Source organism: Micromonospora sp. RHAY321 (genome assembly GCF_023896955.1).
GTDB lineage: Bacteria > Actinomycetota > Actinomycetes > Mycobacteriales > Micromonosporaceae > Micromonospora.
In genome coordinates, this window is record NZ_JAMHIW010000004.1 from 370,553 (window position 1) to 384,424 (window position 13,872).

A 13,872-nucleotide genomic window follows, 5' to 3' on the forward strand; every position below is an offset into this window, starting at 1 on the left:
GGTGCCCTCGGGGGGCGGCAGCCGGCAGACTGAGCGCGTGTCAGTGCTGGGAACCCTCACCCGCCGAGTCGGCCACCACCGCTGGTTCGGCGCCGCCGCCCGCCTGCTGGTCCCCGCCGACCGGATGGTCGGCCGGCTCACCCGCGGGCGGGTGGTCGCGCTGGGTCTGATCCCGTCCCTGGTGATCACCACCACCGGCCGCCGCTCCGGCAGACCACGCAGCAATCCCCTGCTCTACGTGCCGGACGGCGACGCGTACGTGGTGATCGGCTCCAACTGGGGGCAGACCCAGCAACCCGGCTGGGCGATGAACCTGCTCGCCGAGCCGACCGCCGAGGTGGACATCAAGGGTCGGCGGGTTCCGGTGCGCGCCGACCGGGCCACCGGCGTCGAGCGGGACCGGCTGTGGGCGCTCCTGGTCAGCGAGTGGCCGGCGTACCGCACGTACGTGCGGCGGGCCGGCGGTCGGGACATCCCCATCTTCCGGCTCGTGCCGACCGGGCGCGGCGCACCGGCCAGCCCGCCACCGGCTGGCTAGTCTGACGCTGAGTCACGAAGCGGTCCCGTGAGCGCGAGGAGTGAGCCGGTGTTGCGAGCCCCGCAGTCGCGAACGAAAGGGCGGGCCCGTGAGCGCGAGGAGTGAGCCGGTGTTGCGAGCCCCGCAGTCGCGAACGAAAGGGCGGGCCGGTGAGCGCGAGGAGTGAGCCGGCCGACGTCGACCGGGGCTTCGACGATCGACGGTGGACGGTGGCGGAACGGGTCGCCGAGGCGGCCCGGCGGCGGTTCCCCGCCGACGTGTTCGCGGTCGCGGTGCACGGCCCGCTGGCGCACGGCGACGACGACGGCGGCGGGGACGGCGAGGTGGGGATGCTGGTGGTCACCTACCGACCGGGCACCGGCCCGCCGCCGGCCACCCGGCGGGTGGACGGGGTGCTGGTCGACCTGACCGTGGCCGCCGCCGAGGACTACCTCGGGCAGGCCCGGGTTCTTTCGCCGCTCTGGCCGTTGACCGCCGACCGGTACGTCACCACCCGGGCTCTGCACGACCCGACCGGCTGGCTGCGGACGCTGCGCGACGAGCACCTCGGCCGGCTGGCCCGGGCGCGGCCGGCGGAGTTCAGCACCGCGGCGCGGCAGGCCTGGTACCGGGGCAGCGCGGCGCACGCGCGGGCCGCCCGGCTGGCCGAGTGGTACGAGACCGACCAGGCGCTGCTGATGCTCGGCGAGGCGCGGTTGGCGGCGGCCACGGTGACCGGGCTGCTGAGCCGCACCTACTTCCGGGACCCGGGTGACGCGGTCCGCCGCACCGGCCTGGCCGGTGCGGACATGACCGAGGTGGGGCTGGTGCTCAGCCGGCAGGCCGAGGAGCTCGCCGCCCGGGGCCGCCCGGTGGACGGCACGGTCGACGAGCTGCTCACCGGCTGACCGGCGTCACAGCCCGCCGTGCACGCCGATCAGGGTGCCGACCAGGTAGGTGGCACCGGCGGCGGCGGCTCCGAGCAGCAGTTGGCGCAGCCCGCTGGTCCACCAGGGTCGGTTGGTGAATCGGGCCACGACAGCGCCGGCGGCGAACAGCCCGAGGCCGCCGACGGCGAGCGCCGGCCACAGCGCGGTGGCGCCGAACAGGTACGTGAGCAGCGGGACCAGCGCCCCCACCGAGAAGAACAGGAACGAGGAGATCGCCGCCGCCCACGGGTTGGGCTGGTCGTCGGGGTCGACGCCCAACTCCTCGCGGACGTGCACCCGCAGCGCCTCCTCCGGGTCGCGCCGCACGGCCTCCGCGACCTGGGTCGCCAGGTCCCGGGAGAGGCCACGGGCGACCCACGCGTCGGCCAGCTCGCGGGCCTCGGCCTCCGGGTGCCGCTCCAGTTCGCGCCGCTCCTTGGCCACCTCGGCGGCGACCTGCTCGTTGGCCGAGCGCACGCTGGTGTACTCGCCGAGCCCCATGGAGATCGCACCGGCCACCAGACCGGCGCTGCCGGTCAGCACGATGCTGCGCGGTGAGACCCCGCCGCCGCCGACCCCGGCGATCAGGGCGATGTTGGTGACCAGCCCGTCCATCGCGCCGAAGACGGCCGGGCGCAGCCAGCCGCCGGAGACGTCCGCGTGGTGCGCCTCGCGCAGGGCGGCAGGGGTGTCGGTCACGGCAGGGTGAGGATCTCGTGGCCGTCGTCGGTCACCACGATGGTGTGCTCGAACTGGGCGGTCCACTTCCGGTCCTTGGTGACGACGGTCCACCCGTCGTCCCACATGTCGTACTGGTAGGTGCCGAGCGTGATCATCGGCTCGATGGTGAACGTCATCCCCGGCTCCATCAGGTCCGTGGGGCGCGGGCTGTCGTAGTGCGGCACGTACAGCCCGCTGTGGAACGTCTCGCCGATGCCGTGGCCGGTGAAGTCACGCACGACGCCGTAGCCGAACCGCTTGGCGTACGACTCGATGACCCGGCCCACGACGTTGATCTGGCGGCCCGGGGCGACGGCGCGGATGCCGCGCATCATCGCCTCGTGGGTCCGCTCGACCAACAGGCGGGCCTCCTCGCTGACCTCACCGACGCAGAAGGTGGCGTCGGTGTCGCCGTGCACCCCACCGATGTACGCGGTGACGTCGACGTTGATGATGTCGCCGTCCTTGAGGACCGTGGAGTCGGGGATGCCGTGGCAGATGACCTCGTTGAGGCTGGTGCAGCACGACTTGGGGAACCCCTTGTAGCCCAGCGTCGACGGGTACGCGTCGTGGTCGCAGAGGAACTCGTGCACCACCCGGTCGATCTCGTCGGTGGTCACGCCGGGCTTGCAGTGCTCGCCGGCGAGCTGGGTGGCCTGGGCGGCCAACCGGCTGGCGATCCGCATCTTCTCGATGGTCTCCGGCGTCTGCACGTGCGAGCCACGCCACTCCTGGGGGCGCTTCTTGCCCACGTACTCCGGTCGGGGAATGTGGGTGGGCACCGGTCGCATCGGGGAGAGCGTGCCTGGGGTCAGCGGCGGACGGACGGTCATGCCGCAAGCCTATCGCCGGGCCGGCTGGTGACCCGCGCCACGGCCGCTCGGGACCGGTTGTTGCCGTGCCAGGTCGGCTGTGCCATGGTGTCTGCGTGGATCAAGGGGGAGCACCACCCGTCTTCTCCGCCAGCGCGGAGATCGACGGTGATCACCTCCAGGTGGTTGTCGCCGGCGAGGTCGACATGGCCACCGCCGACACCATGCTCCAAACGGCCCTGCGGGAGCCCTCCGAGCGGATCACGCTCGACCTGACCGCTGTCACCTTCTTCGATTCGGCCGCCATTCACGCCCTTGTCCGGCTCGCCCAGCAGTTCTCCGGCACGCTGACCGTGCTGCCGTCCCGGCAGGTCCGCCGGGTGCTGGACATCTCCGGCCTGGGCGAGCAGAGCTGGCTGAGCCCGCCCTGAGCCGCCCGCGACCCGTGCGGTCGGTCGTGGCCGTGCCGGCCGCCGTCGGGCGGGCCGTCAGTCGTGCAACTGCCGGCGCAGTGTCACCTCGGTGCCCTCCTCGGTACGCCGTACCGTCAGGTCACCCAGTGCCTTGATCAGGGTCAGCCCACGCCCCCGGAACCCGGCGCCGGTCGACTCCCGCCACCGCCCGCTGTCGCGCACCGTGGCGGTCACCGTCCGGTTCTCGATGGCCACCTGCACGCTGATCACCGGCTCGGCGGGGTGGATCGGGTGCTCGATGGCGTTCGCGGCGGCTTCGGAGACCGCCACGGTCAGGTCGAACAGGTCCGTCTCGCCGACCCCGTGCGCGACCAGGAAGTCCTCCAGGCGCTTGCGCAGCACGCTCAACCGGGTCGGGTCCGCGGGCAGCCGCAACGCGAACCGGTTCAGCTCCGCGGCCTCCAGGGCGAGCACCGCCACATCGTCGCGGCGCGGGCGACCGGCGACCCGTTCGACGACCGCGTCGACCAGGTCCGCCACGTGCTCGCCGGGGGTGGCCGCGTCAGCCCGCAGCTGGGCCAGCGCGGCGTCCATGTCGAGCTGCCGGTCCTCGATCAGGCCGTCGGTGTAGAGCAGTAGCCGGCTGCCGGCGGGCAGCTCCCCCTCGACCGCCTGGTACGTCGCGTCGGGGATGGCGCCGACCGGCGGGCCGAGTGCCCGGTCGTGCAGGAACGCCACGTGACCTCCCCTGATCAGCAGCGGGGACGGGTGGCCGGCGCTGGCGTACCGCAACCGACCGGTACGGGGGTTGAACACCAGGCAGAACACGGTCGCGAAGGAGCGGCGATCGGTGGACCCGACCAGCCGGTTGAGCCGGGTCAGTGACTCACCCGGGTCGAAACCTTCCAGCAGGTACGCGCGCAGCCCGTTGCGGAGCTGCCCCATCGCGGCGGCGGCCTGGACGCCCTTGCCGACCACGTCGCCGATGACCAGCACCAGCTCCTCGCCCTCCAGGGCGATGACGTCGTACCAGTCGCCGCCGACCTCGACGTCGGCGCTGCCCGGCAGGTACCGGCTGGCCACCACCGCGCCGGGCAGCTGGGGCAACGACTGGGGCAGCAGGCTGTGCTGCAACGTGGTGGCGATGCGGTGTTCGGCCTCGTAGAGCTGGGCGTTCTCCAGCCGTACCCCCACCAGCCTGGCCAGCTGGGTCAGCGCGGCCTCGTCGGCCTGCGCGTCGTCGCGGGCCGACCGCCAGACCCGCAACTCCCCGAGCCGCTCGCCGCTGGTGCCGGTCAGCTCGGCCACGAAGGACGGGTCGGTGGCGCTGGTGCCGCCGTCGTCCGCCTCGGCTCGGGCCCCGGTCGCGGCGACCACCACCCGGGCGGCTTCGGCGAGGCTGAGTGCGTGCCGGGCGGCGACCTGGAGCACGTCGGCGGTGGACCGGGCGGTGTTCACCGCCACCGCCGCGTCGGCCAGCGCGCGGAGCCGGCGGATGATCTGACCCCGCAGCTGGCCCAGCTCGACGTTGGCCCGGACCCGGGCCACCAGCTCCTGGCTGGAGAACGGCTTGGTCAGGTAGTCGTCAGCGCCGGCGGAGAGGCCGGCAATCGCCTCCGCGGAGCCGGCCCGGGCGGAGAGCAGCACGATCGGCACGTGCCGGGTGCGCGGATCCGCCCGCAGCGCGCCGACCAGCCCGAAGCCGTCCAGCCGGGGCATCATCACGTCGGTGAGCACCAGATCGAACCCGCCCTCACGGGCCAGTGGCAGGGCTGCCAGCCCGTCGCTCGCGGTGACCACCTCCCAGGTCGGGGAGAGCAACCGGGTGACGTGCTCGCGCAGGTCCGCGTTGTCGTCGACGACGAGGATCCGACCGGCCGGCGCGACGCTCTCCGCCGCCTGGCCGGCGACCTCCGGCAGCTCGCCGTCGGTCCACAGTGCGGTCTCCGCGACGTAGAGCCGGGCCTGTCCCGGCTCACCCGTCGGCTGCGGGCCGAACGGCGCCACCCGGTCCACGGGCAGGTGCGCCGATCCGAACGGCAGGGTCACCGTGAACGTGCTACCCCCGTCGACCTGGCTGGTCACCCCGACCTCGCCGCCGTGCATCTCGACCAGCTCCCGGACCAGCGCCAGGCCGATCCCGGTGCCCTCGTGGGTCCGGGAACGCACCCCCGGCACGCGGTGGAACCGCTCGAAGACGTGCGGCAACTCGGCCGGCACGATCCCCACGCCGGTGTCCGTCACCTCCAGCCGGGCGGCGCCGTCGACGACCCCGACCCGGACCCGGATCTCGCCGTCGAAGGTGAACTTCACCGCGTTCGACATCAGGTTGAGGACGACCTTTTCCCACATGTCCCGGTCGACGAAGACGGGCGCCGGCAGTGGCGGGCAGTCCACCACCAGTCGCAACCCGGCCCGGTCGGTGGCCGAGCGGAAGGTGCTGGCCAGCCGGGCGGTGTAGCCGGACAGGTCGGTGGGCTGATAGTTCGCGGCCAGCCGACCGGACTCCAGCCGGGAGAAGTCCAGGACCGTGTTGACCAGCTTGAGCAGACGCAGCGCGTTACGGTGCATCATCGTGAGCCGATCGGTGTAGCCGACGGGCAGCGCCGAGTCGGCCAGCAGATCCTCCAGAGGACCGAGCACCAGGGTCAACGGCGTACGGAACTCGTGGCTGACGTTGGCGAAGAAGTCGGTCTTGGCCCGGTCCAGCGCGGCCAGTGCCGCAGCCCGGGCCCGCTCCTGCTCGTACGCCCGCTGCACGCCCACCGCGCGGGAGATCTGGGCGGCCACGAGGTCGAGGAAGTTGCGGTACTCGTCGCTGAGGGCCAGCCGGCGGGACACGCCGGCCACCAGAACGCCGACCGCCTCGTTGGTGGCCGTGATGGGCAGCAGGAGGGCCTGGCCGGCGGCGTCGGCCGGCGGCGGGTCGAGCAGCCCTGCCACGTCGACCGTGGCGGGCGTGCCGCTGTCGGCCACCCGGGCCAGCACCTCGGGGGCGATCTCGATGGCGGCCGATCCGGTGCCCTCGGAGCCGGCCAGGCTGAACAGGCCCTCGTCGTCGGCAAGGTAGATCAGCGCGAACGGCACGTCCGCCCGGTGCCGGCTCAGCACCTCGGCGGCGGTCCGGCCCAGCTCGACGGCGCTGCCCACGTCGGCCAACTCGCTGCCCAACTCGGCCAGCGCCCGCAGCCTGCGCTCACCGAGCACCCGCCCGGTGGTCTCGTTGACGATGCAGTAGACGCCGTGGACGGAGCCGTCCGAGCCCCGGATCGGGTCGTACGAGACGTCGAAGTAGGTCTGCTCGACGAAGCCGTGCCGGTCCAGCAGAAAGGGGTGATCTTCGCCTCGGTAGGACTGCCCGGTGCGCCGGACCCCGTCCAGAAGCGGGCCGAGCACCTCCCACGTCTCCGCCCAGTGCAGCCGGGCCGGTTGACCCAGCACGTCCGGGTGCTTGCTGCCGATCGTCGGCCGGTAGGCGTCGTTGTAGAAGGTGAGCTGGTCGTCGCCCCAGAACAGGACGATCTGCGCGCTGGAGGCGAGCATCATGCCGACCGCACTGGAGAGCGCCACCGGCCAGCGAACGGGCGCGCCCAGCGGGACGGCGGACCAGTCGAGGCCGCTCAGCCGCTCGCCCAGTTCGCCGCCGGCCGCGAAGGCTGCCGTCAGCAGCGGGGGGATTTCGCTGTCGTCCGCGAGGACGTGCCCCGCGTCCGCGCCCCCCAGGGCCGAGCTCATAAAGCCTCCCGCTCCGGCCGTGCCCCCCAGCCGTTGATCTTCACCCGCCGTGTTCGGACTTGTACCCAGGTGGACGAGCAACGTAACGCATGCCGCCCGCCCGACGCTGTTTAGCCCGCCGCACCCCGTCGGCCACCCGACGGTGATCGGCGGGCGGGGAGTCGGCGCCCGTTCCCGCTCACCACAACAGTGCTGCTCGGCCGGGTCGCTGGCGGATCTTGGGCGGTGCGTCGAGGCGCAGAATATCGGCGCGATCCGGGCGCGGTGAAGCGATGTACGTCACACCCGGGCGCGGCCGCGAGTCAGGTCGCCGAGGACCCCGCGCGACCCGCGGGATCCTCGCGCGCGGCCACCGGTGTCCCCCACGGTCGCTGGCCGGCGGCCCGCACCAGCGCGGCGATCGGCCGCGGGTCCGCCTCGTTCTCCGGATGCCACTGCACGCCCAGCACGAACGCCCGGCGCGGGTCCTCGACCGCCTCGATCACCCCGTCCGCCGCCCAGCCGGTGACCCTGAGCCGCCCCGGGTCGGCAACCGCCTGGTGGTGGTACGAGTTGACCTCGTCGACGCCGGCCAGCACCGTCGCGGCCAGGCTTTCCGGGGCGAACCGCACCGGGTGCGCGCCGTAGACACCGGGCGCCGGGCGGTGCGCCTCGTGACCGACCACGTCCGGCAGGTGCTGGTGCAGGGTGCCGCCGTAGGCGACGGCGAGCAACTGCATCCCCCGGCAGACGCCCAGCACCGGCAGATCGGCGTCGAGCGCGGCGGCCAGCAGGGTCAGCTCGCCGGCGTCCCGGTCCGGCCGGTCCTCGGTGCGCGGGTCGGGTGGCTGGCCGTACCGGCCAGGGCCGACATCGGCACCGCCGGCCAGCAGCAACCCGTCGAGGACCCCCACCACGTCGCCGTCCTCGTCGTCGGGCGGCAGCACCACCGTCCGACCGCCGGCGGCGCGCACCGCCCGCGCGTACGCCTCGGGCACCAGCACGGCCGGCACGGCCCGCCAAGCCGCCCAGTCGGCGGGCTCGACGTACGCGCTGATCCCGATCAGCGGCCTGGTCACAGCGGGGTGACGTACGCGCCGGTGATGCCGCCGTCGACCACGAACTGCGCCGCGGTCATGAAGGAGGCGTCGTCGCTGGCGAGGAACGCCACCGCGGCGGCGATCTCCTCCGGTTGTCCGAACCGGCCCATCGGCACGTGCACCAGACGACGGGCGGCCCGCTCCGGGTCGGCGGCGAAGAGTTCCAGCAGCAGCGGGGTCGCCACCGGGCCGGGACAGAGCGCGTTGACCCGGATGCCCTCGCGGGCGAACTGCACACCCAGCTCCCGGGTCATCGCCAGCACCCCGCCCTTGCTGGCGGTGTACGCGATCTGCGACGTCGCCGCGCCCATCAGCGCCACGAACGAGGCCGTGTTGATGATCGACCCCTTGCCCTGACGGCGCATGTGCGGGATCGCGTACCTGCAGCAGAGGTAGACGCTCGTCGTGTTGACCCGCAGCACCCGCTCCCAGGCGTCCAGGCCGGTGTCCAGGATGGAGTCGTCGTCCGGAGGGGAGATGCCGGCGTTGTTGAACGCGATGTCGACCCGGCCGTGCCGGTCCGCCACCCCGTCGAACAGGTCCCGCACCGCCGCCTCGTCGGCGACGTCGGTGGCGACGAACTCGCCGCCGCACTCCTGCGCGGCCCGCTCGCCGGCCGCCGCGTCGATGTCCACGCAGACCACCCGGGCACCCTCGGCGGCGAACCGCCGGACGGTGGCCAACCCGATGCCGCTGCCCGCTCCGGTGACCACGGCCACCCGGTCCTGCAACCGACCCTGCACTGGCGTCACTCCTCTGTCGCGATGAACACGTTCTTGACGTCGGTGAAGGCGTGCAACGCGTCCGGGCCGAGCTCCCGACCCAGCCCGGAGCGCTTCATCCCGCCGAACGGGGTCCAGTACCGCACCGAGGAGTGCGAGTTGACGCTGAGGTTGCCCGAGTCGACCGCACGGGCCATGCGCAGCGCGCGGCCCACGTCCCGGGTCCAGATCGAGCCGGAGAGGCCGTACTCGGTGTCGTTGGCGAGCCGGACCGCGTCGGCCTCGTCGTCGAACGGGAGCACCGAGACCACCGGGCCGAAGATCTCCTCCCGCCAGTGCCGGTCGGCCGGCGACTCGGCCAGCAGCACCGTCGGGGCGTGCCAGAAGCCGGGGCCGTCGGGGCAGGAGCCGGTGAACGCGACCCGCGCGTCGGCCACGTAGTCGGCGACCCGGTCCCGCTGCCCGGCGGAGATCAGCGGGCCCATCTCGGCGGTGTCCCGGGCCGGGTGTTCCACCCGCACCGCCCGTACCGCGGGTTCGAGCAGTGCCAGGAACCGGTCGTACACCGGGCGTTGGACCAGGATCCGCGAGCGGGCGCAGCAGTCCTGGCCGGCGTTGTCGAAGACCGCGCCGGGCGCGGTCGCGGCGGCGCGTTCCAGATCGGCGTCGGCGAACACGATGTTCGCGCTCTTGCCGCCCAGCTCCAGGGTGAGCCGCTTCACCTGGGCGGCGCAGCCGGCCATGATCCGGGTGCCGACCTCGGTCGATCCGGTGAAGCAGATCTTGCGGACGGCAGGGTGGCTGACGAACCGCTCCCCCACCACCGCGCCCTCGCCGGGGACGACGACGAACACGTCCTCGGGCAGGCCGGCCTCGCGGGCCAGCTCGGCAAGGCGCAGGGCGGTGAGCGGGGTCAGCTCGGCGGGCTTGAGCACGACCGTGTTGCCGGCGGCGAGGGCGGGAGCGAACCCCCAGGCGGCGATCGGCATCGGGAAGTTCCACGGCACGATCACGCCGACCACACCGAGCGGCTCGTGGAAGGTGACGTCCAGCCCGCCGGCCACCGGGATCTGCCTCCCGGTCAGCCGCTCCGGCGCTCCGGCGTAGTAGTCGAGCACGTCCCGGACGTTGCCGGCCTCCCAGCGGGCGTTGCCGATCGTGTGCCCGGAATTGCGGACCTCCAGTGCGGCCAGATCGTCCAGGTGCGCGTCGACCATCGCGGCGAACCGCCGCAACAGCCGCGCCCGATCCCCCGGTGCCACCCCCCGCCACGCCTCGAACGCGATCGCAGCCCGCGAGATCGCGGCATCGACCTCCGCCACCGACGCCCCGGCAACCTCCCGAAACCCCTCCCCGGAAGCCGGATCCACAACAAGAGTCACGCCCTCACCCACCCCTCCCCCGCGCGATCGTGCAGTTGCTGCCGCGACAAAAGCCATGATTCACCGCACACCAGCGACCCGAAGTGCAAGATCGCGGGGGATGGGGGTGGGTCAGAGCCGTTCGAAGCCACGGGTCAGCTCCCAGTCGGTCACGGCGGCGTCGAAGGCGGCGATCTCCACCCGGGCCTGGTTGGCGTAGTGGGCGACCACCTCGTCGCCGAAGGCGTCCCGGGCCACCGCGGAGGACTCCCAGAGGGCCAGAGCCTCCCGCAGGGTGCCGGGCACCCGCTCGGCCTCCGGGTCGTCGTACGCGTTGCCGGTGCACTCCTCGCCCAGCTCCAGTTCGCGGTCGATGCCGTGCAGCGCGCCGGCGACCAGGCCGGCGATCGCCAGGTACGGGTTGACGTCGGCGCCGGGCACCCGGTTCTCCACCCGCATCCCCTGCCCGTGCCCGACCACCCGCAGCGCGCAGGTGCGGTTGTCCACCCCCCAGCGCAGGGCGGTCGGCGCGAACGATCCTGGCTGGTACCGCTTGTAGGAGTTGATGTTCGGGGCGAAGAGAAGGCTGAACTCGCGCATGGTGGCCAGCAGCCCCGCGAGCACCCGCTGCCCGGTCGCCGACAGGTGCGCCGGGCCGTCGCCGAGCATCGCCGAGGCCCCGGTGCGGTCGCGCAGCGAGAAGTGGATGTGGCAGGAGTTGCCCTCCCGCTCGTTCGGCTTGGCCATGAAGGTGATCGCCATGCCCTCCTGGGCGGCGATCTCCTTCGCCCCGTTCTTGTAGATCACGTGCTGGTCGGCGCAGGCCACCGCCTCGTCGTAGCGGAAGGCGATCTCGTGCTGGCCGAGGTTGCACTCGCCCTTGGCGCTCTCCGGGGTCAGCCCCGCGCCGGCCATCTCGGTGCGGATCCGGCGCAGCAGCGGCTCGACCCGGGCGGTGCCGAGCAGGGAGTAGTCCACGTTGTACTGGTTGGCCGGGGTGAGGTCGCGGTACCCGCGGCGCCAGGCGTCCTCGTACGAGTCACGGAACAGCACGAACTCCAGCTCGGTCCCCGCGTACGCGGTCAGCCCGTGCCCGGCCAGCCGGTCCAACTGGCGGCGCAGGATCTGTCGGGGCGAGGCGACCACGTCGCCGGAGCCGTCCAGCCAGGCCAGGTCGGCCAGCAGGAGCGCGGACCCGGGCTGCCAGGGCGTCCGGCGCAGCGTGCCGAAGTCCGGCACCATCGCGAAGTCGCCGTAGCCGCTCTCCCAGCTCGACATCGCGTACCCGTCGACGGTGTTCATGTCGACGTCCACGGCGAGCAGGTAGTTGCAGCCCTCGCTGCCGTTGGCCACCACCTGGTCGAGGAAGTAGGGAGCGTGGAAGCGTTTGCCCTGCAGGCGGCCCTGCATGTCGACGAGGGCCAGCACCACCGTGTCGATCTCACCGTCGGCGACGGCGACCCGCAGTTGTTCCAGCGTGAGCGGAGCTTTCCTCATTCGCGGGCCTCCATCACCAAGGTCTACCGGTCGAGCGGATCATCGTCAATGCCCGCTGCGGTCACCCCCGCAAACGGGATCGCCCGGATGTGCGGAGGCGGTGGGCCGGGGCCGTACCGCGTCCCGGCCCGCCGGGCGGCGGACCGGGACGTCCGGGTCAGCCCGGCCCGTCGACCGGCGCCGGGTCGGGCGCCGGCGAGCGGTGCTCGACGGTACGCACCGGGCCGGTGAACCACTTCCGGGCCGAGGCGTACCACCACACGGCGACCACGAGCAGCACCCCGCCCACGGCCAGCGGCGCGTAGTTCACCGACGACCAGGTGAACCCGTCGTTGCCGGGCACGCCGGCGGGCACGATCGGCAGCACGAAGTAGACCGCGATGACCGCGATCTCGATCACCGCGATCCAGCCGAGCAGTTTGTACTTCCGCCCGAGCGTCCACGGCCCGGGGACGAACCGGTCGCCCATGCGCAGCCGCAGCGCGATCGGGATGAGGAAGGACAGGTAGAGCCCGAGCACCGCGACGGAGACGACCGCGTAGAAGGCGATCGGGATGCCGGCGGAGCTTTCGTAGAGCGCCGGCAGGGTGAGGACCAGGCCGGCCAGGGTGGCACCGATGATCGCGTTGGCCGGGGTGCCGTTGCGGTCCACCTTGGACCAGAGGCGCCAGCCGGGCACCGCCCGGTCGCGGCTGAACGCGTACGCCATCCGGCTCATCGAGGTCACGCAGCTCATCCCGCAGAAGAACTGCCCGATGGTGGAGATGATGATGACGATCTTGAAGAAGACCGGGGTCAGCGCCGACTCGAAGATGGCGCCGGAGAAGCCGCCGGCGGCGTTGACCGCCTCGACGTCGGTGGCGGCGAAGAGGAACGCCAGCAGCAGGATCCAGCCACCGACCGCCGAGTAGAAGATCGACTGCCAGAGCCCGCGCGCGGCGGCCTGCGACGCGCCCCGGGTCTCCTCCGAGACGTGCGCGCAGGCGTCGAAGCCGGTGATCGTGTACTGGGTGAGCAGGAAGCCCAGCGGCAACACGTAGAACCAGAAGATCAGCCCGCCGGTGTCCCCGTCACCGAAGCCGGAGTTGTTGAACCGCTCGGTGAACACGAACTGGAAGCTCTGGTGGTTGTCCGGGACGAGGATCAGGATGGCCACCACGACGGCCGCCCCGGCCACGTGCCACCAGACCGAGACGTTCTGCAGGACGTCGATGATCCGGTGCCCGAAGACGTTGATCAGCCCGTGCAGCACCAGGATGATCACGAAGAGGACGAACGCCTGACGCAGCGTGCCCGCCCAACCGTCGAACAGCGCCGACAGGGTGAGGTTGAGGAACGTGGCGCAGCCGTAGTCGACCGAGGCGGTGACCGCCACCAGGCCGATCAGGTTCAACCAGCCGGTGAACCAGCCGTGCACCGGGCGGCCCATGGTCGCCGCCCACCAGTAGATCCCGCCGGCGGTCGGGTACGCCGACACCAGCTCCGCCATGCAGAAGCCGATGATCAGGATGAAGAGCGAGATCAGCGGCCAGCCCCAGGAGATGGCGACCGGACCGCCGTTGTTCCACGCCTGGCCGAACGTGGTGAAGCAGCCGGCCAGGATCGAGATGATCGAGAACGAGATGGCGAAGTTGGAGAAGCCACTCCACTTGCGGCGCAGCTCCTGTTTGTAGCCGAGTTCGGCGAGCCGTCGGGCGTCGTCGTCCATCGGTTGCTCGGCGGTTGGCACGGGGGTCGTTGCCACTGCACACCTCCCTGAGGTGGTTCCGCGTGCGAGTGGGCAAAGTGTCGTCCCGTCGATCAAGACGGTCAATACGTAGTCGGTGGGAATCTCACCGCCGGCCCGGCTAATTGCGTTGCCGCCCGGCCAGCCCGGACGGCATCCTTGACCTCGTGACCAGGCCCGTTCGCGACGGGCCCCCGCCGGGCACTCGGACCGCCCGGCACCGCGGCGGCGCGGGGCACACCTCTCTCTCACCTACGGCATCAGCCGTACCCAAAAGTGCCCCGCGCCCGCCCTCCCCTTTTCCCTCGTGATCAAGAGGTCTGCGTCAGGCGCGGCCCGGGATATGACGCGGACCTCTTGA

Annotated in this window: 11 protein-coding genes; 3 read left to right on the forward strand and 8 right to left on the reverse strand. The window is 72.4% G+C overall.

The window, feature by feature from the left end:
- Positions 1–37 precede the first annotated feature (37 nt).
- Both M8C17_RS12840 and M8C17_RS12845 read left to right on the forward strand, forming a co-directional pair.
- The gene (locus tag M8C17_RS12840; RefSeq protein WP_252416656.1) at positions 38–538 is read left to right on the forward strand and encodes a nitroreductase/quinone reductase family protein; all 501 of its coding nucleotides are present in this window, start codon (positions 38–40) and stop codon (positions 536–538) included.
- Positions 539–687: 149 nt separating this feature from the next.
- Positions 688–1,425, forward strand: coding sequence for a nucleotidyltransferase domain-containing protein (locus M8C17_RS12845; protein ID WP_252416657.1), 738 nt, complete (start codon positions 688–690; stop codon positions 1,423–1,425).
- A gap of 6 nt (positions 1,426–1,431) precedes the next feature.
- Here the strand turns inward: M8C17_RS12845 and M8C17_RS12850 are convergent, their stop codons facing one another.
- Both M8C17_RS12850 and map read right to left on the reverse strand, forming a co-directional pair.
- Complete coding sequence (locus M8C17_RS12850; RefSeq protein ID WP_252416658.1) at positions 1,432–2,145, reverse strand: VIT1/CCC1 transporter family protein; 714 nt, start codon at positions 2,143–2,145, stop codon at positions 1,432–1,434.
- Positions 2,142–2,999: a type I methionyl aminopeptidase gene (map, locus tag M8C17_RS12855; protein ID WP_252416659.1), complete on the reverse strand. Its 858-nt coding sequence runs from the start codon at positions 2,997–2,999 to the stop codon at positions 2,142–2,144. Before map ends, M8C17_RS12850 begins: the two co-directional genes overlap by 4 nt.
- A gap of 95 nt (positions 3,000–3,094) precedes the next feature.
- On the opposite strand from map, the gene M8C17_RS12860 reads away from it, so the two are divergent.
- The gene (locus M8C17_RS12860; RefSeq protein WP_252416660.1) at positions 3,095–3,409 is read left to right on the forward strand and encodes an STAS domain-containing protein; all 315 of its coding nucleotides are present in this window, start codon (positions 3,095–3,097) and stop codon (positions 3,407–3,409) included.
- A 57-nt stretch (positions 3,410–3,466) separates the two neighbouring features.
- On the opposite strand, the gene M8C17_RS12865 is transcribed toward M8C17_RS12860, so the two are convergent.
- From M8C17_RS12865 to M8C17_RS12890, 6 genes are all read right to left on the reverse strand, one after another.
- Complete coding sequence (locus M8C17_RS12865) at positions 3,467–7,126, reverse strand: SpoIIE family protein phosphatase (protein ID WP_252416661.1); 3,660 nt, start codon at positions 7,124–7,126, stop codon at positions 3,467–3,469.
- Between the two features lie 302 nt (positions 7,127–7,428).
- The gene (locus M8C17_RS12870; RefSeq protein ID WP_252416662.1) at positions 7,429–8,184 is read right to left on the reverse strand and encodes a gamma-glutamyl-gamma-aminobutyrate hydrolase family protein; all 756 of its coding nucleotides are present in this window, start codon (positions 8,182–8,184) and stop codon (positions 7,429–7,431) included.
- On the reverse strand, positions 8,181–8,948 hold the full coding sequence (locus M8C17_RS12875; protein WP_252416663.1) for a 3-oxoacyl-ACP reductase: 768 nt from the start codon (positions 8,946–8,948) through the stop codon (positions 8,181–8,183). The genes M8C17_RS12870 and M8C17_RS12875 overlap by 4 nt, the downstream gene beginning before the upstream one ends.
- Positions 8,949–8,953: 5 nt before the next feature.
- On the reverse strand, positions 8,954–10,366 hold the full coding sequence (locus M8C17_RS12880; RefSeq protein ID WP_256482541.1) for an aldehyde dehydrogenase family protein: 1,413 nt from the start codon (positions 10,364–10,366) through the stop codon (positions 8,954–8,956).
- A gap of 54 nt (positions 10,367–10,420) precedes the next feature.
- On the reverse strand, positions 10,421–11,785 hold the full coding sequence (locus M8C17_RS12885; protein WP_252416665.1) for a glutamine synthetase family protein: 1,365 nt from the start codon (positions 11,783–11,785) through the stop codon (positions 10,421–10,423).
- Between the two features lie 157 nt (positions 11,786–11,942).
- Positions 11,943–13,529, reverse strand: a complete 1,587-nt coding sequence (locus M8C17_RS12890) for an amino acid permease (RefSeq protein ID WP_252416666.1) — start codon at positions 13,527–13,529, stop codon at positions 11,943–11,945.
- Between the last annotated feature and the right edge of the window lie 343 nt (positions 13,530–13,872).

What these genes read in the sequence shown, in the direction of transcription:
- map (WP_252416659.1), bottom strand. Translation starts at nt 2,999, where the DNA reads ATGACCGTCCGTCCGCCGCTGACCCCAGGCACGCTCTCCCCGATGCGA.
- M8C17_RS12865 (WP_252416661.1), bottom strand. Translation starts at nt 7,126, where the DNA reads ATGAGCTCGGCCCTGGGGGGCGCGGACGCGGGGCACGTCCTCGCGGAC.
- M8C17_RS12880 (WP_256482541.1), bottom strand. Translation starts at nt 10,366, where the DNA reads ATGGCTTTTGTCGCGGCAGCAACTGCACGATCGCGCGGGGGAGGGGTG.
- M8C17_RS12885 (WP_252416665.1), bottom strand. Translation starts at nt 11,785, where the DNA reads ATGAGGAAAGCTCCGCTCACGCTGGAACAACTGCGGGTCGCCGTCGCC.